This window comes from Streptomyces sp. NPDC043896, from assembly GCF_056435605.1.
Window position 1 is genome coordinate 196,622 of the sequence record NZ_JBWKEE010000003.1, and the last position, 24,893, is coordinate 221,514.

A 24,893-nucleotide genomic window follows, 5' to 3' on the forward strand; every position below is an offset into this window, starting at 1 on the left:
CGTGACCCCCGCCACCGCCCCCGACGCTTCCGGGCACGTGCTGCACTGCGTCCTGCGGGCGGGGCCGGAGGCGGCCGACGTCTTCCTCGTGGAGGCCCTCGCGCCGCTGCTGGACGGGCTCGTCGCCGGGGGCCGGGCGGCGGGCTGGGACTTCGTGCGTCCCGGGGAGGGCGGGCCGCACCTGAGCGTACGGGTGCGCGGCGCCCGGCCGGACGGTGCCGCCGGACCGGCCTCGGCGGTACGGGGGCTGGCCGGGGCGGCGGAGGTCCGCGAGGAGGCGGGCGCCGGGTCCGCCGACGAGGGGCCGGCGGCTCTGTCGACCCGGGTCGCGGTGGCCTGTGTCGCCGGGACCGCGCAGGGGAGCCCGCGGCTGGCCGTCGCCGGGGACCTGGCGCACGCCACGGCCTGGGCCCTCGGGCTGGACCACCTCGCGGCGGCGCGCTGGCTGCGCGGGCTGGCGGTGACCGCGGGACCCGGTTCCGGGGAGGCGGGCCGGCTGCCCGCGCGGATGCTGCACGAGCGGGTGAACGCCGTGTACGCGGCGCAGCGCCCGGGCCTCGCGGGCCGGGCGGAGGCGCTGCGCGGAGCACTGGCGGAGGGCTCGGCGACGGGGCCGGTGGCGGCCTGGGCGGCGGGCGTGCGGGAGGCGGTCGCGCGGGAGGCCCCTCGGGCCGGGGGTGCCGGCGCGTGGGGCGCCGAGCTGCGGCTGCTGTTCAACCGGCTCGGGGTGGCCCCGGACGAGGAGCGGGCGGTGTACCGGCTGGCCGCGCACGCCCTGCTCGACACGGGTGAGCCGGCCGCGTACTTCCCGGAGGGGCACCTGGCGCCGGACTGGCGCTACCTGGAGCGGAGCAAGGTCCGGGCCGGCTGGGATCCCGAGGGCGGACTGCGCCCGGCGCCGGGAGCGGCGGTGCCCGACGGCGAGGAGGTGGCGCTGCCGGGCGGGCCGGTGCCGGAGGTCTCGCTGTGGGCCGCCGTCACGGGCCGGACCAGCGTCCGCAAGGGGCTCGCCGGCCCGCTGGACGCCGGGACGCTGGGCACGCTGCTGTGGGGCGCCCACGCCGCCAGCCACACCACCGGCGCCGGCGGCACGCCCTTCGCGCACCGCCCGTACCCGAGTCCGGGCGGCCTCTACGCGGCGGGGATCAGGCTGCTCGCGTTCGGGGTGGCGGGGCTGGCGCCGGGTACGTACGAGTGCCTGCCCGGCCGGCGCGCGCTGCTGCGGGTCGGCGCCGTGCCCGCGCTGGACGAGCTCAAGGCGGTGTCCGCGTACATGACGGCGCCCCCGGAGGACCCGATGGCGCTGGTCGTGGACGAGGCTCCGGTGGTGCTCGGCCTGTACGTGGACCTGGGCCGGATGCGGCGCCGCTACGGCCTGCGGGCGCTGCGGCTGGGCCTGCTGGAGGCCGGCCACCTGGCCCAGTCCCTGCTGCTGACGGCGTCGGCGCTGGGGCTGTCGGCGATGCCGCTGGGCGGCTTCCAGGACGACCTGGCGCACGAGCTGTTCGGCCTGGACGACCTGGACCGCCCGCTCCAGTACCTGCTCCCCCTGGGGCGGGCCGCCACCTAGGCGAGCCGGGTGAGCCGCTCGGCGCTGGGGCTCCCCGGTTCCGCCTGGTAGACGACCAGCTGCTGGCCCGGGGCTCCGCGCACGTCGAAGGTGTGGAAGGTCAGCGAGAGGGGGCCGGCACCGGGGTGGTGGATCTCCTTGGCCGCCCGGGTCTTGGGGCGCACGGCGTGGGAGGACCACAGTGCGGCGAACTCCTCGCTCTCCCGGGACAGCGCGCGGACCAGGCCGGTCAGGCGCGGGTAGCGCGGGTCGAGGCCGGATGCGTGGCGCAGCTCGGCCACGACGGCCCCGGCCGCCCGCTCCCAGGGGACGAAGAAGCTCCGTGCGGCGGGGTCGAGGAAGGTCATGCGGGCCAGGTTGTCCGGCGTTGCGAAGGGGGAGAACAGCGCTTCGGCGAGGGCGTTGGCGGCGAGGAGGTCGGTGGCGGGGTTGAGGACGAAGGCCGGGGTGTGCGCGTATCCGTCCAGGAGCGAGCGCAGTGCCGGGTCGACGGTTTCGCTCGGCGCGGGGCGGCCACCGCCCGGGAGGGTCCCGGCCAGCCGGTGGAGGTGGTCGCGGAGTTCGCCGTCCATCCGCAGGGCGCCGCCGATGGCGGCCAGGACCTGCGGGGAGGGGTTGCGTTCGCGGCCCTGTTCGAGGCGGGCGTAGTAGTCCGAGTTCATGCCGGCGAGGACGGCGACCTCCTCCCGGCGCAGTCCGGTCACCCGTCGGGCGCCGTGGGAGGCGAGCCCGACGTCGGCGGGCCGCAGGGTCGCGCGGCGTGCGCGCAGGAAGTCTCCGAGGGGGTTGCCGGTCACCGCGTCAGGTTATGCCGCGTGGGCGGCCGCTTCCTGGGTGTGCCGTACCCAGGCCGGCGGCGGGGGCGGGCCGGGGCGCCGCGGATAATGGCACGGCCCTGCACCGATCCGAGGAACGAAGGAATCCATGACGCTGAAGGAAGGCCGGCGGGTGAGGCTGGCGGCGGACGTCCGGCTGGCCGGCGGGCTCGCGGCGGCGGACGGCTCCGCCGGGCCGGCGGGGCCCGTGGCGGGGTTCCTCGCCCTGGCTGCGGGCACGGAGGGGACGGTCGAGCGGGTGGACGGCGAGGAGCCGGAGCCGGGCCACGGGGTCCGCGAGTACCTGCGCCTGAAGTCGCTGCGCGATGACTTCGGGCACGCGATGCCCCCGGAGAGCAGGCTGCGGCTGGAGGAGGAGATCACCGAGCTGGAGCCGGAGTGGGCGGCGTTCGCGGACCGGCGGCAGCGCGTGACGGTCCGTGTCCGCTTCGACAACGGGTTCGTCCTGGACGGCACCCCCGAGGACCTCTTCACGGACGCGGCCGGGGAGGGCGGCTGATCCGGGTCCGCCTCGCGGCGGCCGGTGCCGCGCTGGTGACGGTCGGGGCGGGCCTGGGGCTGCGGGCCGTGGCGGGCGGGGACGTGGCGAAGTACGGCGGGGACGCGCTGTACACCGTCCTGCTGATGGCCCTGGTCGTCCTGGCCGCGCCCCGGACGACGCCGCTGCGGGCCGCCGGGACCGCGCTGGCCGTCAGCTGGGGCGTCGAGTTCCTCCAGCTCAGCGGGGTGCCGGCGGAGCTGTCACGGCGCAGTGCCGTCGCCCGCCTGGTCCTCGGTTCCACCTTCAACGCGCCCGATCTGCTCGGGTACGCGGTGGGCGCGGCGGCGGGCTGGTGCGTTCCGGCCGCCCTGGGGGCGCGCTCCTCCCGCACCACCGCGCGCCCTTTGCCCGATTTGTGAGAAGCCTTACCTTCTCGCCCGTATGGCAGGTTTCCGGGTTCATCATGGGTGACCGGAACTGTCATCTACGCGCCCCCCTGCCACGGCCCGCGAGCCGCCCGGCGACGGGCCGGCGCCACAAGGGAGAGCCGTGCGACCTGCGGGCAGCTGGACGGGCAAGAACTGGCGGATCGCGTTGCCGGTGGCGGGAGGCGCCGTCGTGCTCGGGTTCGGCGGCCTCTACGCCGCCGGGCTCGCCGTCGGCGACGACGTCGCCGCCGGGACGCGGGTCCGGGGCGTCGACATCGGCGGCATGAGCCGTGCGGCGGCGGAGCAGACCCTCGTGCGGGAGCTCGGGCCGCGCGCCGGCGCCCCCATGCCGGCGGGCGTCGGCGACCGCGTCGAACAGGTCTCCCCCGCCTCGGTCGGGCTGTCCCTGGACGCCGCCGCGACCGCCGACCGCGCCTCCCGCACGGGCTACGGGCCGGCCGCCGTCATCGGCAGGCTCTTCGCCTCCGGAGACCCGGACGTCGAGCCCGTGGTCCGTACGGACGAGCAGGCCGCGCGCGCCGGGGTCGCCCGGCTCGCCGCGAGCACCGCCCAGCCGGTCCGCGACGGGTCCATCTCCTTCGACGCGGGCGAGCCCGAGGTCGTCACCGCGCGGCCGGGCGTCACCCTCGTGGAGGACCAGGCCCTGGAGACGCTCCGGGACGCCTACCTGCGGCCCCGCCCGGCCGCCGCCCCCGTCGCCCTGCCGGTCCACCGCACCGAGCCGCGCGTGGGCGCGGACGAGACCGGACGGGCCCTGCGCGAGTTCGCCCGGCCGGCGGTGTCCGGGCCCGTCACCCTCGCGGTGGCCGGTGCCCGCATCCCCGTCAGCCCCGCCGTCCTGGGCGAGCACCTGAAGATGAACGCCGACGCCGCCGGCCGCCTGGTGCCGGCCCTGGACTCCGGCAGCCTGCTGGCCGACCCCGCCGTGGCCGGACCCCTGGAGGAGGCGGCCGGGGCGCCTCGCGACGCCGCCCTCGACGTGGACGCCGCCGGCCGGGTGGTCGTCACGCAGAGCAGCCGCGCCGGGCAGCAGGTCACCGAGGAGGCCCTCGGCCGGGCCGTGCTGCCCGCCCTCACGCGCTCGGGCGCCGGCCGGACCGCCGAAGTGGCCACCACCGCCGTCGAGCCGGAGCTGACGGACGCCGGGGTGCGGCGCCTCGGGATCAAGGAGAAGGTCTCCTCCTTCACCGTGGAGTTCCCGGCCGCCCCGTACCGGACCACCAACGTCGGCCGGGCCGTGGAGCTGATCAACGGCTCCGTGGTGATGCCCGGCGAGGAGTGGAGCTTCAACCGGACGGTCGGCGAGCGCACCAAGGAGAACGGCTTCGTCGACGGCATCATGATCAACGACGGCCGGTACGTGAAGTCGCCCGGCGGCGGCGTCTCGGCCGTCGCCACCACGATGTACAACGCCATGTTCTTCGCCGGCCTCAAGCCGGTCGAGTACGGGGCCCACTCCTTCTACATCGAGCGCTACCCCGAGGGCCGCGAGGCCACCGTCGCCTGGGGCACCCTGGACCTGCGCTGGCTGAACGACTCCGGTCACCCGGTCTACGTCAAGGCCTCCTCGACCGACACCTCGCTGACGATCACCCTGCTGGGCACCAAGAAGTACGACGAGATACGCGCGACCCAGGGCCCCCGCACCAACGTCAAGCCGCCCGCCAAGCGCACCGGCACCGGCCCCGCCTGCGAGGTCCAGACGCCCCTGGAGGGCTTCGACGTCACCGTCGGCCGGGTGTTCGTCAAGGACGGCAAGGAGGTCAAGCGCGAGGAGCACACCACGCACTACACCCCGCGCGACGAGGTCACCTGCGAGCCCCCGGCCGCCCCCGGCACTGCGCCGAGCGGCGCCCCCACGGCCGGCGCGCCGACGCCCGGAGCGCCGACGCCCGGCGCCACGACGGTGGCCGCCGCCGCGGCCCCCGCACAGGGCCGGTAGGGGGAAAGTTCCCTCACCCGAGGTGACCGACGGCGCGCACGGTGCGCCCGTCGGGCGCCGGAGGGGGGCGGAGTGCTACAACTGGGGACGTGACCCTTCCTCGCCAGCCGTACCGGGCCATTCGGTGCGGTCACCCCTGAGCAAGGGATTCAAGAGCGTCGCCGGACAGGTGTTCGTCCTCCAGGTGGCGATCGTGGTGTTGCTCGCCGCCGGTGCCCTCCTGGCCCTGCTCCTGCAGTCCCGCCACGACGTCGACCGGGAAGCGCGCAACCGGTCGATCGCCGTCGCGGAAACCTTCGCTCACTCCCCCGACCTTCAGGAAGCGCTGCGGACACCGGATCCGTCCGCCGTCCTCCAGCCCCTCGCGGAGACCACCCGCAAGGCCGCCGGGGTCGACTTCATCGTCGTCATGGACACCCAGGGGATCCGCTACAGCCATCCCCAGCCCGACCGCATCGGCAAGCGCTTCGTGGGCACCATCGAGCCCTCGCTCGCGGGCCGGGTCCACACCGAGAGCGTGCAGGGGCCGCTGGGCAAGGAGATCCAGGCGGTGGTCCCGGTCACCGCCCCGGACGGCCGGGTCGTGGCACTGGTCTCCGCCGGACTGACCGTGGAGAACGTCAGCGGCGCCTTCGACCGCCAGCTCCCCGTCATCCTCCTGGCCATGGCCACCGGCCTGGTCCTGGCCACCGCCGGCACCGCCCTGACCAGCCGCCGGCTGCGCCGCCAGACCCGCGGGCTCGGCCCCCAGGAGATGACCCGGATGTACGAGCACCACGACGCGGTGCTCCACTCCGTCCGCGAGGGCGTGCTGATCACGGACGGCGACGGGCGGCTGGTCCTCGCCAACGACGAGGCCAAGCGGCTCCTCGGGCTGCCGGAAGGCGCCGAGGGCCTGCGCATCGGCGACGTACCGGGCCTGGACAGCCGCATGGCGGACCTGCTCCTCTCCGGCCGGGTGGCCACCGACGAGGTGCTGGAGACCGGCGACCGGCTGCTCGTCGTCAACCAGCGGCCCACCCACCCGCGCGGCCGCCCCGAGGGAGCCGCCGTCACCATCCGCGACTCCACCGACATGCAGGTGCTCACCGGTCGCGCCGAGGCGGCCCGCAAACGCCTCCGGCTGCTCTACGACGCCACCGGCGACATCGGCACCACCCTCGACGTGGAGCGGACCGCCCAGGAGCTCGCCGACGTCGCCGTGCCCCGCTTCGCCGACTTCGTCACCGTCGACCTGGCCAACCCGGTCCTCGACGGCGAGGAACCCGGCCCCGACTCCGACATGCGGCGCACCGCGGTCAGCGGGATCCGCGCCGACCACCCCCTGTACCCGCTCGGCCGGCTGATCGAGTTCAAGCCGACCACCCCGCAGGCGCGCGGCTACGACACCGGCAGGACGGAACTGGTGACGGACCTGGCCGACGCCCCGGGCTGGCGCGTCCAGGACCCCCGGCGGGCCACGGCCATCATCGAGTACGGGATCCACTCGCTGATCGCGGCGCCCCTCAAGGCCCGGGGCGTGGTCCTCGGCGTGGTCAACTTCTGGCGGGCCGGGAAGCCGGAGCCCTTCGACGAGGACGACGTGTCGCTGGCCGAGGAGCTGGTCGCCCGGGCCGCCGTCGCCATGGACAACGCCCGCCGCTACACCCGCGAACACAACCTCGCCGTCACCCTCCAGCGCAGCCTGCTGCCCCGCGGCCTCCCGGAGCAGAGCGCCGTGGACGCCGCGCACTGCTACCTGCCCGCGCAGTCCGGGGTCGGCGGCGACTGGTTCGACGTCATCCCGCTGCCCGGCGGCCGGGTCGCCCTGGTCGTCGGGGACGTGGTCGGACACGGCCTGCACGCCGCGGCCACGATGGGGCGGCTGCGCACGGCGGTGCACAACTTCACCTCCCTCGACCTGCCGCCCGACGAGCTCCTCGCCCGCCTCGACGACCTCGTCCAGCGCATAGACGAGGACGACACCGGCGGGACCGGCGGGGTCCTCGGCGCGACCTGCCTGTACGCCGTCTACGACCCCGTCTCGCGCGCCTGCACCCTGTCCCGGGCCGGGCACCTGCCCCCGCTGGTGGTCGCCCCGGACGGCACCACCGAGATCGTGGACCTGCCGGCCGGGCCGCCGCTCGGGCTGGGCGGCATGCCCTTCGAGACCAGCGAGCTGCTCCTCGCCGAGGGCAGCCAGCTCGTCCTGTACACGGACGGGCTGGTGGAGCAGCGCACCCGGGACATCGAGGAGGGGCTGGAGCTGCTGCGCGAGGCGCTGAGCCACCCGCACCGGGACCCGCAGGAGAGCTGCCTCGCCGTCCTCGACGCGATGCTCCCCTCCCGGCCCACCGACGACGTGGCGCTGCTCATCGCCAGGACCCGGACCCTCGGGCCCGACCGGGTCGCGCAGTGGGACGTGCCGCCGCGGGCGAGCGGGGTCGGCGTCGTGCGGAACCTGGCCGTGCAGAAGCTCGGGGAGTGGGGGATGGAGGAGCTCGCCTTCACCACGGAACTGATCCTCAGCGAGCTGATCACCAACGCCCTGCGGCACGGCAGCCCGCCGGTGCGGGTCCGGCTGCTCCACGACCACGCCCTGACCTGCGAGGTGTGGGACGGCAGCAGTACCGCCCCGCACCTGCGGTACGCCGCCACCACGGACGAGGGCGGGCGCGGGCTGTTCCTGGTGGCGCAGCTCAGCGAGCACTGGGGCACCCGGTACACCCCCGAGGGCAAGGTCATCTGGTCGGAGCAGGCGCTGCAGGGTTCCCCGGACGGCGTCCCCCTGGAGGTCTTCGGGGACCTCTGACCGTAGCGTGGCGGTGTGCGCCCCACGCGTCCCGCGCGCCCCGTTTCCGCCTCCCTGACCGCGGTCGCCGTCCTGTGCGCGAGCGCGGCGTCCGCGTGTACGCCCTCGGGGCGGGACCGGCCGGACGTGCCGGTACGGGCCGCCGCGCCGGTGATGGCGGCCGAGGTGACACAGGTGCCTCCGGGGAAGCTGGGGGCGAGCTGGCGGGCCGGGTGCCCGGTGCCGGCGGACCGGCTGCGGCTGGTCCGGATGAACCACTGGGGCTTCGACGGCAAGGTCCACCGGGGCGAGCTGGTCGTCCACCGGGACGCGGTCGAGCCGCTGCTGTACGTCTTCGGCGAGGCGTTCAAGGCCCGCTTCCCGATCCGGCGGATGCGCGTGGCGGCCGAGTACGGCGGGGACGACCTCGCGGCGATGGCCGACGACAACACCTCGGCGTTCAACTGCCGGCCGGTGACGGGGGACGCCGGGAGGACGTCACGGCACTCCTGGGGCCTCGCCGTGGACGTCAACCCGGTCGAGAACCCGTACGTGGACCGGCGCGGGGTGGTCCACCCGCCGGCGGGCCGACCGTACCTGCGGCGGGACCCGGCCCGGCCGGGGATGATCACGGAGGACGGCGTCCTGGTGAGGGCGTTCCGCCGCGTCGGCTGGCACTGGGGGGGCGACTGGTGGTCCCGCCCGGACTACCAGCACTTCTCCTCGGACGGCGACTAGTGCTAGCCGGGCCGTCGTCGGACTCCCGGCGTCGCCCGCGGGGCGGCCCCGCGGGCCGGTGCCGTGTGCCCGTGATCCGTGCCCCGGACGGCCGTATGATCGAGTCCGCGCCGCCCCCGGACCGCCTTCCGCGAGCTCCACGACCCCCGAGGCGAGGACCCGCACGTGCACAGGACCGCCACCGAGCTCGCGGACGGCCGCGAGCTCTTCTACTACGACAGCGCCCCCGGCCGGGACCGCGGGGCCCCGGACCTGCGGCCGCTCGACCCCGTCGAGAGCACGCCAGAGCTGCGCCGGGACCCGGCCACCGGCGACTGGGTCACCATCGCCGCCCACCGGCAGGCCCGCACCCACCGCCCGCCCGCCGACGCCTGCCCGCTGTGCCCCTCCCGGGACGGCCGGCCTACCGAGATCCCGGCCGCCGACTACGAGGTGGCCGTCTTCGAGAACCGTTTCCCCTCCCTGTCCGGCGACGCCGGGCGCTGCGAGGTGGTCTGCTTCACCCCGGAGCACGACACCGGTTTCGCCGGCCTCACGCCCGAGCGGGCCCGGCTGGTGCTGGACGTCTGGACCGACCGCACCGCCGAGCTGTCGGCCCGGCCGGGCGTGCGCCAGGTCTACTGCTTCGAGAATCGGGGCGCCGAGATCGGCGTCACCCTCCCCCACCCGCACGGCCAGATCTACGCCTTCCCCACGCCGACCCCGCGCACCGCCAAACACCTGGCGGCGGCGGCCGCCCACCGGGCCGCGACCGGCCGCAACCTCTTCGAGGACCTGCTCGCCGACGCCCGCGCGGCCACCGAGCGCGTGGTCCTCGCCGGGGAGCACTGGACGGCCTTCGTCCCGTACGCCGCCCGCTGGCCGTACGAGGTGCACCTCCACCCGCACCGCCGGGTGGCCGACCTGAGGGGGCTCACCGAGGCGGAACGGGCCGAGTTCCCCGGGCTGTACCTGGACCTGCTGCGGCGCTTCGACGGGCTGTTCGGCCTGGCGGAGCCCACCCCGTACGTCTCGGCCTGGCACCAGGCCCCGACGGCCGGCGGTGAGGAACTCGCACTCCACCTGGAGCTGTTCACGGTCCGGCGGGCCGCCGACAAGCTGAAGTACCTGGCCGGGACCGAATCCGGCATGGAGGCCTTCATGAACGACGTGGCTCCCGAGACGGCCGCGCGGCGGCTGCGGGAGGCCCGGTGAGCGCGGGGGCGGGCGCGCGGGCGGGCGTACCGGACGGGGTGCGGGCCGCGCGGGACTTCGGGCGGATCCACGGCGGGCCCCCCGAGGGGGTCTGGGCCGCGCCGGGCCGGGTCAACCTGATCGGCGAGCACACCGACTACAACGACGGCTTCGCCCTTCCCATGGCGCTGCCGCGGACCACCCTGGTCGCCGCCCGCCGCCGCTCCGACGGCCTGCTGCGGGTGCACAGCGCCCAGGGCGACGGCCGGACCGCCGGGTTCGCGGTGGCGGACCTCGCCCCCGGCGGGGACGGCGGCTGGGCCCGCTATCCCGCCGGGGTGGTCTGGGCGCTGCGCGAGCGGGGCCTGCCCGTGGGCGGCGCCGACCTGTACGTGGACAGCACCGTGCCGACGGGTGCCGGGCTGTCCTCGTCCGCCGCCCTGGAATGCGCGGTGGCCGTCGCGTACGACGAGCTGTACGGGCTGGGGCTGGCGCGGACGGAACTGGCGCTGGTCGCGCAGTACGCGGAGAACGCCTTCGCCGGGGTGCCGTGCGGGGTCATGGACCAGCTGGCCTCCCTGTGCTGCGCCGAGGGCAGCGCCCTGCACCTCGACGTGCGGGGGCCGCTCGTCCGGCAGGTCCCCTTCGACCTCACCGGGCACGGGCTGTCGCTGCTGGTGCTGGACACCGGGGTCAGGCACGAACTCGCCGACGGGGCGTACGCCGCCCTGCGGGCGGGGTGCGAGCGGGCCGCCGGGCTGCTGGGCCTGCCGGCGCTGCGGGACCTCGCCGAGGAGGGGCTGCCCGGGGCGCTGGCGGAGCTCCCCGCGGCGCTGGTGCCGCTGGTACGGCACGTGGTCACCGAGAACGCCCGGGTCGGCCGGGCCGTCGGGCTCCTGTCGGCTGGCGAGCCGGAGGCCCTGGGCCCGCTGCTGACCGCCGGGCACACCTCCCTCCGGGACGACTACGGGGTGTCCTGCCCGGAGACCGACCTGGCGGTGGAGGCGGCGGTCGCCGCGGGTGCGCTGGGCGCCCGGATGACCGGCGGCGGCTTCGGCGGGTCGGTGATCGCCCTGGTCCCGGCCGGGCGGGCCGCTGCGGTGGCCGGGGCCGTGACGGCGGCTTTCGCGGCGTCCGGGTTCGCGGCTCCGGCGGTGCTGGACGCCGTCCCCTCGGCCGGTGCCCGCCGGGTCGCCTGACGGAGGCGGAGCGGAGGGCGGTGTTCCTACTCGGGTGCGCCTGAGTACCCGTACCCTGCCGGAGCGGCCGGGCGGGCAGAACACTGGGTGCATGAGCAGAGCGATGCGCGGACCGAAGCACGAACTCCTGGCGACCCTGGTGCTGGCCGGGGTGGCGATGGCCGCCTGGGCCGCCTGGCTGGGCTGGGACCAGCGGCGTGACGTGCTTCCGGACGGTTCGACGACGGGGCCGTACGAGGCGTGGCAGGTGATCGGGCTCGGTCTGACGCTGCTGGCGGCGGTGTGCTGGGCGGCCTCCCGGCGGTACGTGGCGGGCGCGGTGCTGGGCACCACGGCCGGGCTGGGCGTCGCCTCCTTCGCCGACTGGTCGGACGACGGGAGCGGGCTGTTCGTGATCGGCGTGGGCATGGTGGTGGCCGGGAGCCTGCTCGCGACGGGCGCCGTGTCGGTCGTGGTCGCCTCGCTGACCCGGCGGCGCTGACCGCGCCCCCTCGCGGTCCGGTCGTCCGGTCTCTGCCTTTCGGCAGAGGGCGGATCCACCGCGAGGCTCATGCCGCTGCCGCCTGCGGCATCAATACTGGTCAGCGTGGTGCGCACTTCCCTGATCCGTCGTCCCGGCCCCGGTCTCCCGCACGGGGCCGTCCCGCCCGGGTGGGCGCGTACGGCGGCCGCCACCGCCGGCGTGGCGCTGCTGGGGGTCGGCGTGTTCGCGGCCGTGGCGGGTCTCGGGCTCCTGCGCCACCCGTCCCTGCAGCTGCTGCTGATCGCCGCCGGGGCCGTGCTCTTCCCGTTGCGAGGCCGGTTCCCGGGGTCGGTGCTGCTCGCCCTGGCCGCGCTCACCGGGCTCGCGAGCGGTGTCGGGCCCCTCGCCGCGGTGGCGGCGTACGCGCTGGCGCGACGGACGGTCAGCGCGCGGCAGCGGGCCCGGCTGCTGGCCGCCGCGGCGCTCCTCCTGGTGGCGGCCGCGACGGCTGCCGCGCCCGTGACCGGCCCGGGGCGCGTCCCGTACGGGCTGGCGCTCGGGCTCGTCCTCGCCCCGACGGCCGTGATCGTGCCCGGCCTGGTCGGGACGGCGCAGGGGCAGCAGCGGCGGCTGGTACGGGCCCTGCGCGAGCGCGGGGACGCGGCCGAGCGGGCGCGCCGGGCCGCGGACAGCGAGGCCCGCACCCACGAGCGCTCGCGGATCGCCGCCGAGATGCACGATCTGCTCGGACACCGGCTCAGCCTGATCTCCCTGCACGCGGGCGGCCTGGAGCTGGCCCTCGGCCGCGCCGCGCCGGAGCTGCGCGAGGAGGCGGTCCTGGTCCGGCGGACCACCCGCGACGCGATGCGCGAGCTGCGGCAGGTCCTCGGCGTACTCGGGCCGCTGGGCCGGGACGCCGGGCCCGACGTGCTCACCGACGCGACGGGCACCCGCACCGACATCGAGGCACTGGTGGCGGAGTCCCGTGACGGCGGGATCGCCGTGGAGCTGGACTGGACGGGCCCGGACCTCGGCTCCCGCCCGGCGGCGGTCCGCCGGGCGGCGCACCGGGTGGTGCGCGAGGCCCTGACCAACGTCCACCGGTACGCCCCCTCGGCGCACGTCGACGTGGCCGTCGCCCACGACGCCTCGACGGTACGGATCACCGTCCGCAACGGAGCGCCGCCCGCCCCGGCCCCCGCCGCCGAGGGCGTGGGCACCGGGCGCGGGCTGACGGGACTCCGGGAGCGCGTGGAACTCCTCGGCGGTGCCTTCGGCGCCGCGCCGCTGCCGTCGGGCGGCTTCCTGGTGGAGGCGGTCCTGCCGGCCGAGCCCGGCGACGCCGTCGTCCCGTACCCGGCCGGGGCGCGGGAGCACGGCGCCGCCCCCGGTGCGCGGGTCACCGGCTCCGAGGGCGGGACCGCGAACGCGCTGACCCTGGCCCTCGGCCTGGGGGCGCTGTGCGTGCTGATGGCCCTGGGGACCGCCTTCGTGTCCAACAGCGCGCCCCGGCCGGACGCCGGGCCGCGCCCGCTCCCCCGGGTCGGCATGACCCACGCCGACGTGGCGGGCCTCGGCGTCGTGGACAACGCGGCGGTCCGCGCCGCCGCCACGGGGCACGAGCCGCCGCGCCCCGCCGGCACGGCGGGCTGCACCTACCCGTTCAACGGCGCGACCGAGGCCCGGCCGGGCGGCCTGACCGTCGCCCGCTACTGCTTCGACGCCCGGCAGCGTCTGATCGCCATCGACCGCTTCACCGTCCCGTCGGTCCGGGACGCCGCACCCTGGGAGAGCCCGTGACCGAGCCGCACCCGCCGATCCGTGTCCTGCTCGCCGACGACGAGACGATGATCCGGCACGGCGTACGCCTGATCCTGAGGCACGCCGAAGGCATCGAGGTCGTCGCGGAGGCGGCGGACGGGCGGCAGGCCGTCGAACTGGCCGCCGTCCACCGCCCCGACGTGGCCCTCGTCGACATCCGCATGCCGGTGTGCGACGGGCTGGCGGCGATCGCGCCGCTGCTCGCCCTCGATCCGGCGCCGCGCGTGGTGATGCTGACGACCTTCGGCGACGACGACAACGTCGTGCGGGCCCTGCGGGAGGGCGCCGCCGGGTTCCTGCTGAAGGACGAGGGCCCGCAGGAGCTGATCAGCGCGGTACGGGCAGCCGCCGCCGGGGACGCCGTGCTCTCCCCGGGCGTGACCGGGGCGGTGATCTCCCGGATGCTGGGCGCGCCCGGGCCGGCCGGCGGGGGCGGGGCACCGGCGGACGAGCGGATCGCCCGGCTCACGGGCCGCGAGCGGGACGTCCTCGCGGCGCTCGGCGAGGGGCTGTCGAACCAGGAGATCGCGTCTCGGCTCGGCATCGGGACCGGCACGGTGAAGACGCACGTGGGGGCGATCCTGGACAAGACCGGTTCCACGAGCCGGGTCCAGGCGGCTCTGCTGGCGCACCGGACCGGGCTGGCCTCCTGAGGGTCTGCCGCAGGGCAGGGGCGGGGGCCGCGGCCTCTGCCCTCCGGCAGAGGCGGGCCGGGCCGGGCGGCCCTTTCGGCAGAGCCCGACTCACGCCTTGAGGCCGATGTCCGCGCAGGTCAGGGCCGTGAGGATGGATGTGTCCCCCCGGCTCGCGGCAGGTTGCGCGGGCCCTCGCACTTCAGGCGGAGCCTCCATGTCGCACGCGTTTCCCTCCTCCCCCGCGCCCTCCTCGCGCACTTCGGCCCCCTCCGCGTCGCCCGGCCCCGAACCGGCCGCGCGCGCGACGGGCCTGACCAAGACGTACGGGCGGGGCGGGACCCGGGTCACGGCGCTGGACGCGGTGTCGGTGGACTTCGCCCGGGGCCGGTTCACGGCGGTCATGGGCCCGTCGGGTTCGGGCAAGTCCACGCTGATGCACTGCATGGCCGGCCTGGACCCCGTGACCTCCGGATCGGCGCGGATCGGCGGGGTGGAACTCTCCGGACTGAACGACCGTCAGCTCACCCGGCTGCGGCGGGAGAAGGTCGGCTTCGTCTTCCAGGGCTTCAACCTGCTGCCGGCCCTGACCGCGCTGGAGAACATCACCCTGCCCCTGCGGCTCGCGGGGCGGAAGCCCGACAGCGCGTGGCTGGACACCGTCGTCTCCACCGTCGGGCTCGCCGGCCGGCTCGCGCACCGTCCGGCCGAGCTCTCCGGCGGGCAGCAGCAGCGCGTGGCCGTGGCCCGGGCGCTCGTCTCGCGGCCGGAGATCGTGTTCGCCGACGAGCCGACCGGCAACCTCGACTCCCGCTCCGGGGCGGAGGTCCTCGGCTTCCTGCGCGACTCGGTGCGCGAGCTGGGCCAGACGGTGGTGATGGTCACCCACGACCCGGCCGCCGCCGCGCACGCCGACCGCGTGGTGTTCCTCGCCGACGGGCGCCTCGTGGACGAGCTGCGCGAACCGACCGCCGGAGCCGTGCTGGACCGGATGCTCGCCTTCGAGGCGCGGGACCGCACCAGCTGAGCGGCTCCCGCTCCACCCCTTCCCGCATTCCGCCCCTCCCCCTTCCCCTCCCGCTCCCGCCACTGCTCCCGCCACCGCCATCGCTCCGCCCGAGCCTTCCGAAAGCCCGCCATGCTGCGAACAGCCCTGCGCAACGTCCTCGCCCACAAGACGCGCCTGATGATGACCGTCCTCGCGGTCTGTCTCGGGGTCGCGTTCATCTCCGGGTCGCTCGTCTTCGCCGACTCCACCACCGCCGCCTACCGTGCCTCCATGGCGCGGAACTACGCCGGCATCGCGGTCACGGTGGACCCCAAGTACCCCCTCGGCGTCCCCGCCGCGGAACGTGAGAGCGTCCTCGACGACGCGCTCGTGGCCCGGCTGGCCGCCGTGCCCGGGGTCGCCTCGGCCCGTCCGACGGTGGACGGGTCGGTGACCGTGGCCGCGAAGGACGGCTCGCCGATGCGCGCCGGCAACCCGATGGGCAGGCTGGCCGCCGGCTACGTCCCCGGGCCCGGCGGAAAGGACGACCGCCACCCGCTGACGGCCGGCCGCGCCCCGCGCGACGGCGGCGAGGTGGCCCTGGACCGGGGGACCGCCGAGGCCGGCGGGTACTCCCTGGGCGACACCGTCAGCCTGGCCGTCGACGGACCGGTGCTGAAGCTCCGGCTGGTCGGCACCGTGGCGGCCGAAGACACCCGCGTCATCTCCGGCGGCACCCTCGCGGTGTTCGACAAGGCCACCGCGCAGCGGCTGTTCGCCGCCCCGGGCAGCTACACCGGGATCGACCTGGCCGCCACGCCCGGTACCGGGCAGGCCGACCTGGCCCGGCGGGTGGGCGCGCTGCTGCCGGCGGACCGGGCGGAGGCCACCACGGCGGCGGCGAGGGCCGCGCAGCAGTCCGTCTTCATCGACACCAAGACGCGCAGCCACTCCCGGCTGCCGCTGGTCTTCGCCGGGGTGTCGCTCTTCATCGGCTCGTTCCTCATCGTCAACACCTTCACCATGCTCATCACCCGGCGGACCCGGGAGATCGCGCTGCTCCGGGCGGTCGGCGCCACCCGCCGCCAGGTGGTCCGCTCCGTGCTCGCCGAGGCCGCGGCGGTGGGCCTGGTCGCCTCCGTGACCGGCTTCGGTCTGGGTCTCGCGGTGGCCGCCGCGCTGCCCGGCCTGCTCGGCACCGGGGAAGACCCGCTGCCCGGCGGCCCGCTGGTGATCGGGCCCGCGCCGGTCCTCGCCTCGCTCGCCGTGGGCGTCGGCGTCACGGTCCTCGCCGCGTGGCTGCCGTCCCGCCGGGCGGCCCGGATCGCGCCCGTCGAGGCCATGCGCGGCGCCGGGCAGGCACCTGCCGCGACGCCGTCCCGGATCCGGGGTGCGATCGGCGCGGCCGTGGTCCTGCTGGGCGCCGGTCTGCTGGTGTCCCTGGGCGGGGCGGAGGACGCCTCAGACGAGAACCTGCGGACCGCGATGTCCGGCGCGGGCATCCTGGTCACCGGGCTGATCCTGCTGGCGCCGCTGGCGGCGGGACCGGTGGTCCGGCTCCTCGGCCGCCTCACCGGCCGGCTCGGGGTGGTGGGCGGCCTCGCGAGGGACAACGCCCTGCGCGACCCGCGCCGTACGGCGGCCACCGCCGTCGCCCTGATGATCAGTACGGCGCTGGTGACCGGGCTGGCCGTCATCGAGCACTCCTCCAGCCGGGCCCTGGACTCCCAGGCCGCCGCCGGCCTGAGCGCCGACTACGTCATCGGCACCCGCGACACCACCAGCGCCGTCGACGCGGCCGCCGTCCGGCGCGTCGCCGCCGTCCCCGGCGTACGCACCGCCTCCGCCGTCGCGGACTCCGTCATCTCGGTGGGCGGGAAGGCCGGGCAGGTCTCGGGCGTCGACCCCAAGACCGTCGGGGCCGTCATGAAGCTCCGCTTCACCAGCGGCTCGGCCCAGGACCTCGGACCGGACCGGATCGCGGTCTCCGCCGGCTTCGCCCGGGAGAGCCGGATCGGCACCGGCGACCGGGTCCGGGCCGCCATCGGCCCCGGCCAGGGCGACCGCGAGCGCACCTACACGGTGGTGGGGATCTACCAGGACAACCCCACCGCCCAGGACGTGCTCGCCGACCGGGGCGACGTCCAGCGGCACGGCTACCTGCGCGACTCCGTCCAGCGGATCCTCGTGACCGCCTCCGGAGACGTCGCAGGACGGCTGCGGGCGGCCGTCGACGACAGCCCGCTGCTGACGGTGCAGAGCCGGGCGCAGCTGGTGCGGGAGCAGGCGGGCGTCGCCGGCGACCTGATCACCATGGTGTTCGGGCTGCTCGCCATCGGCGTCGTCGTCTCCGCGCTCGGCATGGTCAACACGCTGGCCATGTCGGTCGCCGAACGCACCCGCGAGATCGGTGTCCTGCGCGCCATCGGCCTGGACCGCTCCGGTGTCCGCCGCATGATCCGCCTCGAATCCCTCACGGTCGCCGCGTACGGCACCCTGCTGGGGCTGGCGGGCGGGCTGTTCGGGGCCTGGAAGGTCAGCGGGCTGGCCAACGGGGCCATCCCGCAGTACTCCTTCTCCCTCCCCTGGGGCACCCTCGCCCTGGTCGTCGTCCTGTCCCTGGCCGTGGGCGTCGCGGCGGCCGCCCTCCCCGCCCGCCGCGCGGCGGCGCTCGGCCCGCTTGAGGCGGTCGCGCGCTCCTAGGGCCTGTCGTCGAGGTGGCGCCGGTCAGGCGCCCGGCGGCCCGGTCAGGCGTTCCGCCGGGCCGGGCCGCCTTTGGATCTTCCGCTGACGGGGTCCGGCGTCCATGGTCGGGAACGCTCCTTGCGCGCCGGGCCGTTGACGGACTGGAATGCCAAGGTCAGAGCACGTCAAGGCGACAAACGACCCGCACGGCTTCCGGTCCAGGAGCTGGCACGGAAGGAAGCGGATGGCCTCCCTGTACGACGGCTGCACCCCCTGGCCCGAGGAGTTCGTCGACCGGTACTGGGCGGCCGGGTACTGGAGCGGCACCACGCTGGACAACCTGCTGCGCGGCTGGGCCCTCCAGTACGGGCCGCGGACCGCGCTGGTGCACGGCGGGACCCGCGTCTCGTACGCGCACCTGAACCGGCGCGTGGACCGGATGGCCGCCGGGTTCCGGCTGCGCGGGCTGCGGCCGGGGATGCGGGTCGTCGTCCAGCTGCCGAACGTGCCGGAGTTCGTCGTCACCGTCTTCGCGCTGATGCGGGCCGGGGTGGTACCGGTGCTCTGCCCGGTCTCCCACCCCGTGTCGGAGGTGCCCGAACTCGTCCGGCTGACGCAGGCCGTGGGGTACGTCGCCCCGGGCGTGTACCGGGGTGTCGACCACACGGCGGCGGCGGCCGGCATCGCCGCCCGCTGGCCGTTCCTGCGGCGGGTGTTCACGTACGAGGCGCCGGGCACCGAGTCCCCGTTCGGCGGCATGACCACGGACCCGTCGAACTGCCAGTACGCGCCGCTGGGTTCCATCGACGCGGCGCCCGAGCCGGCGCTCCCGCCGGCCCCGGACCAGGTGGCGTTCCTGATGCCGGCCGACGGGCCCGCCGGGGAGCCGCTGCTCGTGCCGCGCACCCACAACGACTACGCCTGCCAGGTGCGGGCCGCCGCCGAGCTGGTCTCGCTCACCGAGGACGACGTGTACCTCGCGGCGCTGCCCGCCGGGTCCGCCCTCGCCCTCGGCGGGCCCGGCGTCTTCGGCACGCTGTCCGTCGGCGGAACCGTCGTCCTGGCGGACGGCCCCGCTCCGGAGGAGTGCCTGCCGGCCGTGGAGCGGGAGCGGGTCACGGTCACCTCGCTGACGCCGGAGGCCGTCGAGGGCTGGCTCGACGCGCTCGCGTCGGCCGGTGCCGGTGCCGGTGCCGGGAGCCTGCGGCTGGTCCAGGTCGGCGGCGCGGCCCCGTCCCGGCCGACCGCCGAGCGGATCGGCTCCGAGCTGGGGGCGCGCCCGCAGCCGGTCTTCGCCATGGCCGAAGGGGTGCTCGTCCTGCCCGACCCCTCCTTCGCGGACGGGAGCCCGTCCGCCACGCGGGGCCGGCCCCTCTCGCCCGGAGACGAGATCCGCGTCGTGGACGCCGACGGCCGGGACGTGCCCGACGGGGAGCCCGGCGAACTCCTCGTGCGCGGCCCGTACACCCCTCGGGGCTACTACCGGGCGCCGGAGGCCGACGCCCGCTCCTTCACCCCCGACGGCCACCTCCGCACCGGGGCCCGCGCCTACCGCACCCCGGCCGGCGGCCTGGTGGTGACGGAGCGTCCGCCGGCACGGTGACCGGTGACCGGTGACCGGGATGCACGGTCGGCGCGCGGGGCGGCCGGGCCCCGGAGCATCGCCGGCCGGCCGTACGGTCCGGGTCCCGCACGGGCGCGGAGCCCTGCGGCAGGACGGCCGGCGGCTCCGCGCCGATCAGGACCGCCAGGGAGGGTGATGGACTGGGCACATGACGACACCGGCGCACCGCGTCCTCCAGGCGCTCGACCGGTTCCACGCGGCCCGCCCGTGGGACCACAACGCCCACTACCACCGCTGGATCATGCGGCAGCTCCCCCGGCGTTTCGGCCGCGCGCTGGACGTCGGCTGCGGCAGCGGTGAGCTGGCCCGCCTGCTGGCCGCGCGCGCCACCTCGGTGCTCGGGATCGACGCGGACGCCGCCGTCATCGGGTGCGCGCGGGAACTCACCCCCGCTGCCGCCGCCGTGGAGTTCGTCACCGGAGACGCCCTGACGGACGTCCCGCCGGCCTCCTACGACGTCATCACGTGTGTCGCCGTTCTGCACCATCTGCCCCTCACCGAGGCCCTCGTCCTCCTCCGCGAACGTCTCGCCCCGGGCGGGACCCTGGTGGTCGTGGGCGTGGCCCGTGCGGAGTCGCCCGGCGACCACCTCCTGGGGGCCGTGGCCGTGCCCGCGAACGTCGCGATGGCCTGGATCAGGAACCGGGGCCGCAGGGCTGCGCGGCCGCTCTCGATGACCGCCCCGACCCGGCCGGCCTCGATGGGGTTCGCCGGCATCTCCGCGGAGGCACGCCGTGTCCTTCCCGGGGCCCGGCTGCGGCGGCGGCTGTTCTGGCGGTACACCCTGGTCTGGCGCGCCCCCTGACGGCCGGTCGGCGGCGTGGGCCCCGCACGGGGGCGGGTCAGTCCTGCTCCGCGACCTGCTCCGAGACCTCGAACCCGGCCTCGCAGTCCGGGCACACCGCCCGGCCGAAGAGGTGCGTCAGCCCGTACGCGATCCCCTCGTGCCCGGCCGCGGCCGCCGCGCGGTGCAGGCGGGCGGGCAGCGGGCCGAGGTCGGCCGGGGCGGCGGGCAGCAACGGGGTGCGGGCCCCGGCCGCCGTCACGTAGTCGCCCGCCGAGGCGAAGGTGCCGTACTCGCCGAAGGCGACGAAGAGCCCGGATCCGCAGGCCGGGCAGTCGAACTCGTACTCGCCGATGAAGAGGCCCTCCAGCCGTTCGGCGCTCCACACCCGCTCGCCCTCGAAGGCGAGGACGGACTGGAGGAGGTACACGAAGGCCACCGGATCGCCGGTCTCCGTGTCGAGCAGGCGCCGCGATGCGGAAAGCAGGGTGGCGATCTCCTCGCCGTACCGGGCCCGCTGTTCGTCGTCCGCCGCCGAGACGATGAGGCCGGCCATCCCGGCCGCCTCCCCCGGTGCGCCGGGCGCCCGGCCGGCGGCGATCGCCGCCAGGAACGGCAGCGCGAGGAAGCTGTCCTCGTCGACGCAGCCCTGGTGGCACAGGTCGTCCCACAGCTCGCTCCAGACCTGCCTGTCGTCCTCACCACCGAGGCGGGCGAAGGCGGCGGTCAGGTCTTCGGACGGGCGCTTGTTCATGCCGCCGCATTCTTCCAGTGCCGCCCGCCGGTCCGGAGGGCGGCCCCGGCCGCCGTGGCACCGGGACGCACGAAGGCCCCGGTCTCCCTGAGGAGGCCGGGGCCTTGATCGAGCGCTGGGCAGGCCTTGCACCTGCATTCCCCCACGGGAAGTGGGGTGTCTTTCCTTGGACCACCAACGCATGTCCCGTACACCGTGTTTCGCGGCGGCGAGCTCGAGATCAACTATAGACCATCCCCGGGGTGCCCCGGATCCTTCACGGCACGCAGCGAGTAGACCTGCGGGGCGTTCAGCCCGGCCGGGAGGCGGAAGTGGCCGTGGTCGTGCTCGTGCAGGAACTCCAGCCGCAGTCCGGCCGCGGTCACGGCGCTGACGACGTCGCCGATGCCGTGCAGCCATTCGACGGTGCGGTTCGCGGTCGTCGCCGCGTTCAGGTCGGCGTAGGTGCCGGGTTCGTCGTAGACGTTCGGCTCGCGGTGGAAGTAGTCGTGTTCGACGGTGCGGCCGTCCTCGGAGAGGACGTCGGCGAAGGGATGGAACTCCGACAGGTAGAGGAAGCCGCCCGGCGCGACGAGCGCGGCCGCCGTCCGGGCCCAGCGGGCGATGTCCGGGAGCCAGCACAGCGCTCCGTAGCCGGTGTAGACGATGTCGAAGGTCTGCCCGCCGAGCGCGTCCACGGCGTCGTACACGTCGGCGGCGACGAAGCGGGCGCCGTCGGCGCCGATCTGCGCGGCGAGCTCACCGGCCGTGGCGACGGCCGGCTCCGAGAAGTCGAGGCCGGTGACGGCGGCTCCGCGCCGGGCCCAGGAGAGGGTGTCCAGCCCGATGTGGCACTGGAGGTGGAGCAGGGACTTGCCGCTGACGTCACCGACTTCGGCGAGTTCGAAGTCCCGCAGCGGATCCTTGCCCGCGATGAATCCGGGGAGGTCGTAGAAGGAGCCCGCCGCGTGGATGGGGACGCGCTCGTCCCAGTTGGCGCGGTTGGCCTCGCGCCAGTCGGCGGGCGCGGCGGCTTGGGAGGTCGTTGTCATGCCGGGCACGCTAGCCGGGGGCCCAAACCATGATCAATCGGTTTTCCGCGGGCGGCCCGGACCCGGGCCGGGTCCGGGCCGGGCCGGGTCCGGGCTCGCCGCCGCCCCGGGCGGGCCGGGGCCCGCGGTCTGACGCGTGTAACCTCGCCGGCAGGAGCAGCACCCGCCACAGAGAGCGATGAAGCACGTCATGGCCAAAGAGGCGCCGGCCCCCGCGTCGGCCACCAGCGCGGACGTCGCCCGTCTGGCCGGGGTCTCACGCGCAACCGTCTCCTTCGTGCTCAACGACACCCAGGGCCACCGGGTCGGCGAGGGCACCCGGGCCCGGGTGCTGGCCGCCGCCGCGCAGCTCGGCTACGTACCGAACGCCGCCGCCCGTTCCCTGCGCGCCGGGCGCAGCAACCTGGTCCTGATGCCCGCCTCCGTATCGGCGGTGGGCCGTCTGGTCAGCGAATGGGTGGACGAGCTGCTCAGCGAGCTGGAGCGGCACGGCTACACCGCCGTCATGCACGCCGGCCGGTTCACCGACCCCCTCGAAGCGGCGCGCGCCTGGGCCGAGTTGCGGCCGGCCGCGGTGCTGTCCCTCGACGGGGACCGGCTCACGCCCCAGGCGGCCGAGGTGCTGCGGCGGGCCGGGGTGCGCGGGATGCTCGCCTTCGCCTCCCATCCCGTGGCCGGGGTGCACACCATCGCCTTCGACCACACCACCGTCGGCGCCACCGCCACCGGGCACCTCGTCGCCCGGGGCCGGACCAGGATCGGCGTGGTCATGCCGCGGGAGCGCGGCCTGGACACGCTCGCCCGGCCCCGGCTGGCCGGCGCCGAGCAGGTCGCCGCCCGGCATCCGGTCACCGTCACCCCCGTCGAGCTGGCCTACACGCGGGAGTCCGCCACGGCGCTGGCCCGCCGGTGGAGGGGGCTCGGGCTGGACGCGGTCTTCGCCTACAACGACGAGTACGCCGCCCTGCTGATGCACGCGCTGATGGCCGAGGGGATCTCCGTACCCGGGGAGGTGGCCGTCGTCGGCTGTGACGACCTGGTGCTCTCGGCGCTCCAGCGGCCCGCGCTGACCAGCGTCGCCCTCGAACTGCCCACCGCCGCCTCCGTCGCGGACGCCCTGCACGCGCTGGTCGCGGGCGGTACGCCGGCCCCGGTGCCGGGCATCGAACCGGTGCTGGTGCACCGGCAGTCGTCGTAGCGGGCCGCGCGGACCGCCCCGGGCCCGCGCCGCCCCGGGCCGGCGTCGGTCCGGGAGCGGCGCGGCTGCCGGGCCGGCGTCCGCGTCAGCCGCCGACGGCCTGGGGCGGCAGGGCCCGCGGCGCCCCCTCGCCCACCGCGGAGCCGCGTCGCTCCCGCGCGAGCACGGGCATGAAGGCGCGCCACACCAGCAGCGCGGTCCCCGCCCCGGCGGCCGCGCCCACGACGGTGTCGCTGAGCCGGTGCGCGTGCAGCCAGGTCCGGCTCCACATCATGGCCAGCGTGAACAGCGTCCCCGCGCACCACCAGGCCCGCCGCCGCGGCCGCGTGCCCGGACGGGAACGAGCCGTGGTCCACCCGGACCAGCGGATGCTCGGGGCGCGGCCGGTCCACCAGGCGCTTGAGGGTCTGGACTGCGCAGCAGCAGCCAGGCCGGCAGCGCCAGGGGTACGACCACCCCGGCCGGCAGCAGGCCGAGGGGCAGTACACGGGGGTCCCGGTGCGCGGGAACGGGTCTCTCGCTCATGGGCGGCGTGCCTCAGGCACCCAGGTGGCGGGCGAGGAAGGCCACGCTCCGGCTCACGACCGCCGGGATGTCCGGGGCGCCGAGGAAGATGTGGTCGGCACCCTCCACCGGCTCCAGCAGGCATGCGCCGCCGGACTCGCGCAGCGCCGCGTCGAGCGCCTCGCTCTGGGAGTACGGGACGAGGCCGTCGGCCGTGCCGTGGATCAGCAGGAACGGCGGCGGAGCCGGGGCGCCGACCGCGTACGTCACGGGGCTCGCCGCCCGGGCCAGCGCCGGGCGCTCCTCCTCGGTGCCGCCCAGCAGCGCCTCGTAGGGGTCGGGGATCTCCACGCCCGGCGGCATCGGCGGCATGGGGTGCTCGCGCAGGGAGACCAGGTCGGACACGCCGTACCAGTCGACGACGGCCCGTACGGAGGTGTCGCCGCGTCCGACGCCCTCGGTGCCTTCGAGGGCGTCGGCGCCGGGGGTGTGCGGGCCGGTCAGACCGGCGAGGGCGGCGAGGTGGCCGCCCGCGGACTCGCCCCAGACGGCGATCCGTCCGGGGTCGATGCCGAAGTCCCCGGCGAACTCGCGGACGTAGCGGATGGCGGCCTTGACGTCGTGCAGCTGCGCCGGGAACGGGGCTTCGAGGCTGTGCCGGTAGTCGACGCAGACCAGGGCCAGTCCGGCCGCCAGGACCGTGCCGTGCAGCAGTTCGGCGGGGACCGTCGGCGGCGGGTAGCGCCGGTCGCCCTCCAGCCAGCCGCCGCCGTGGATCCAGACCACGGCCGGGAGGGGGCCCGCCGCGGCGGGCACGCGGACGTCCAGCAGCCGGGGCCGGTAGCCGGGCCGGGTGGCGTACGTGACCCCGTCGAAGCGGCGTTCGCCGTTCTCGGCGACCACGGGAGGCACGGGGGCCCGGTAGGGAGGGGGCGGCCAGGTCATGTCGGCCTCGGCCGGGAGCGATTGCGTCATTGCGGCCCTTTCGCACGGGGTGGGGCGGGAGAAGGGGATGGCGGGGGCCCGGACGGGATCGCGGCTCCGGTCCGGTGCTGCTCGCGCCCACCGCCGGGCGGCGCCCAGCGAGTTACACGTGTAACAGTGGACTGTAGCCAGACCCGCCACCACCCACAAGGGCGGGGCTCACCACAGCTACGCCCGGGATGCCGACACGAGCAACCTCGTGGTACCACCGACGGTCCGGCCGGCGGCCCCGGCGTGACGCCCGGGCGTGACGGCCGGGCGTCGCCG

At 76.2% G+C, this 24,893-nt stretch carries 21 protein-coding genes; 16 read left to right on the forward strand and 5 right to left on the reverse strand.

From position 1 onward, the window contains the following. The first annotated feature begins 1 nt into the window (after nucleotide 1). Nucleotides 2–1,570 carry a nitroreductase family protein gene (locus AC069X_RS05625; protein ID WP_478725427.1) on the forward strand — a complete coding sequence of 523 codons (1,569 nt, stop codon included), beginning with the start codon at nucleotides 2–4 and terminating at the stop codon, nucleotides 1,568–1,570. Here AC069X_RS05625 and AC069X_RS05630 read toward each other — a convergent pair. Beyond that, nucleotides 1,567–2,367, reverse strand: a complete 801-nt coding sequence (locus AC069X_RS05630; protein ID WP_478725429.1) for a helix-turn-helix transcriptional regulator — start codon at nucleotides 2,365–2,367, stop codon at nucleotides 1,567–1,569. The genes AC069X_RS05625 and AC069X_RS05630 overlap by 4 nt on opposite strands. A 127-nt stretch (nucleotides 2,368–2,494) precedes the next feature. Between AC069X_RS05630 and AC069X_RS05635 the strand changes: the two genes are divergently transcribed. From AC069X_RS05635 to AC069X_RS05700, 14 genes are all read left to right on the forward strand, one after another. Next, complete coding sequence (locus tag AC069X_RS05635; protein WP_478725431.1) at nucleotides 2,495–2,905, forward strand: hypothetical protein; 411 nt, start codon at nucleotides 2,495–2,497, stop codon at nucleotides 2,903–2,905. A 32-nt stretch (nucleotides 2,906–2,937) separates the two neighbouring features. After that, complete coding sequence (locus AC069X_RS05640) at nucleotides 2,938–3,306, forward strand: ribosomal maturation YjgA family protein (RefSeq protein WP_478725770.1); 369 nt, start codon at nucleotides 2,938–2,940, stop codon at nucleotides 3,304–3,306. 130 nt (nucleotides 3,307–3,436) lie between these two features. Beyond that, entirely contained in the window at nucleotides 3,437–5,278 is a 1,842-nt protein-coding gene (locus AC069X_RS05645) for a VanW family protein (protein WP_478725432.1), read from the forward strand. A gap of 124 nt (nucleotides 5,279–5,402) precedes the next feature. Continuing rightward, nucleotides 5,403–8,069, forward strand: coding sequence for a SpoIIE family protein phosphatase (locus AC069X_RS05650; protein WP_478725434.1), 2,667 nt, complete (start codon nucleotides 5,403–5,405; stop codon nucleotides 8,067–8,069). Between the two features lie 15 nt (nucleotides 8,070–8,084). After that, nucleotides 8,085–8,786 carry a M15 family metallopeptidase gene (locus AC069X_RS05655; RefSeq protein ID WP_478725436.1) on the forward strand — a complete coding sequence of 234 codons (702 nt, stop codon included), beginning with the start codon at nucleotides 8,085–8,087 and terminating at the stop codon, nucleotides 8,784–8,786. Nucleotides 8,787–8,951: 165 nt separating this feature from the next. Beyond that, entirely contained in the window at nucleotides 8,952–9,980 is a 1,029-nt protein-coding gene (gene galT, locus AC069X_RS05660; protein ID WP_478725438.1) for a galactose-1-phosphate uridylyltransferase, read from the forward strand. Further along, complete coding sequence (galK, locus tag AC069X_RS05665) at nucleotides 9,977–11,158, forward strand: galactokinase (protein ID WP_478725440.1); 1,182 nt, start codon at nucleotides 9,977–9,979, stop codon at nucleotides 11,156–11,158. Before galT ends, galK begins: the two co-directional genes overlap by 4 nt. A 91-nt stretch (nucleotides 11,159–11,249) precedes the next feature. Further along, nucleotides 11,250–11,639 (forward strand): hypothetical protein, encoded by a 390-nt coding sequence (locus tag AC069X_RS05670; protein WP_478725442.1) that lies wholly within the window; start codon nucleotides 11,250–11,252, stop codon nucleotides 11,637–11,639. A gap of 105 nt (nucleotides 11,640–11,744) precedes the next feature. Next, on the forward strand, nucleotides 11,745–13,421 hold the full coding sequence (locus tag AC069X_RS05675) for a sensor histidine kinase (protein ID WP_478725444.1): 1,677 nt from the start codon (nucleotides 11,745–11,747) through the stop codon (nucleotides 13,419–13,421). Beyond that, nucleotides 13,418–14,095, forward strand: coding sequence for a response regulator (locus tag AC069X_RS05680; RefSeq protein WP_478725446.1), 678 nt, complete (start codon nucleotides 13,418–13,420; stop codon nucleotides 14,093–14,095). Before AC069X_RS05675 ends, AC069X_RS05680 begins: the two co-directional genes overlap by 4 nt. A 196-nt stretch (nucleotides 14,096–14,291) precedes the next feature. Next, nucleotides 14,292–15,101 carry an ABC transporter ATP-binding protein gene (locus tag AC069X_RS05685; protein WP_478725448.1) on the forward strand — a complete coding sequence of 270 codons (810 nt, stop codon included), beginning with the start codon at nucleotides 14,292–14,294 and terminating at the stop codon, nucleotides 15,099–15,101. A 111-nt stretch (nucleotides 15,102–15,212) separates the two neighbouring features. After that, complete coding sequence (locus AC069X_RS05690; RefSeq protein WP_478725450.1) at nucleotides 15,213–17,765, forward strand: ABC transporter permease; 2,553 nt, start codon at nucleotides 15,213–15,215, stop codon at nucleotides 17,763–17,765. Between the two features lie 226 nt (nucleotides 17,766–17,991). Then, nucleotides 17,992–19,350, forward strand: coding sequence for an AMP-binding protein (locus AC069X_RS05695; RefSeq protein ID WP_478725452.1), 1,359 nt, complete (start codon nucleotides 17,992–17,994; stop codon nucleotides 19,348–19,350). A 169-nt stretch (nucleotides 19,351–19,519) separates the two neighbouring features. Then, nucleotides 19,520–20,176, forward strand: coding sequence for a class I SAM-dependent methyltransferase (locus AC069X_RS05700; RefSeq protein ID WP_478725454.1), 657 nt, complete (start codon nucleotides 19,520–19,522; stop codon nucleotides 20,174–20,176). A gap of 37 nt (nucleotides 20,177–20,213) precedes the next feature. Here the strand turns inward: AC069X_RS05700 and AC069X_RS05705 are convergent, their stop codons facing one another. Both AC069X_RS05705 and AC069X_RS05710 read right to left on the reverse strand, forming a co-directional pair. Beyond that, nucleotides 20,214–20,909 (reverse strand): hypothetical protein, encoded by a 696-nt coding sequence (locus AC069X_RS05705; RefSeq protein ID WP_478725456.1) that lies wholly within the window; start codon nucleotides 20,907–20,909, stop codon nucleotides 20,214–20,216. A gap of 224 nt (nucleotides 20,910–21,133) precedes the next feature. Next, nucleotides 21,134–21,940, reverse strand: a complete 807-nt coding sequence (locus AC069X_RS05710) for a class I SAM-dependent methyltransferase (protein ID WP_478725458.1) — start codon at nucleotides 21,938–21,940, stop codon at nucleotides 21,134–21,136. Between the two features lie 190 nt (nucleotides 21,941–22,130). Between AC069X_RS05710 and AC069X_RS05715 the strand changes: the two genes are divergently transcribed. Beyond that, nucleotides 22,131–23,138, forward strand: coding sequence for a LacI family DNA-binding transcriptional regulator (locus AC069X_RS05715; protein WP_478725460.1), 1,008 nt, complete (start codon nucleotides 22,131–22,133; stop codon nucleotides 23,136–23,138). Nucleotides 23,139–23,223: 85 nt separating this feature from the next. On the opposite strand, the gene AC069X_RS05720 is transcribed toward AC069X_RS05715, so the two are convergent. Then, nucleotides 23,224–23,787 carry a phosphatase PAP2 family protein gene (locus tag AC069X_RS05720; protein ID WP_478725462.1) on the reverse strand — a complete coding sequence of 188 codons (564 nt, stop codon included), beginning with the start codon at nucleotides 23,785–23,787 and terminating at the stop codon, nucleotides 23,224–23,226. Then, complete coding sequence (locus AC069X_RS05725; protein ID WP_478725464.1) at nucleotides 23,676–24,617, reverse strand: alpha/beta hydrolase fold domain-containing protein; 942 nt, start codon at nucleotides 24,615–24,617, stop codon at nucleotides 23,676–23,678. The genes AC069X_RS05720 and AC069X_RS05725 overlap by 112 nt, the downstream gene beginning before the upstream one ends. Nucleotides 24,618–24,893 lie beyond the last annotated feature (276 nt).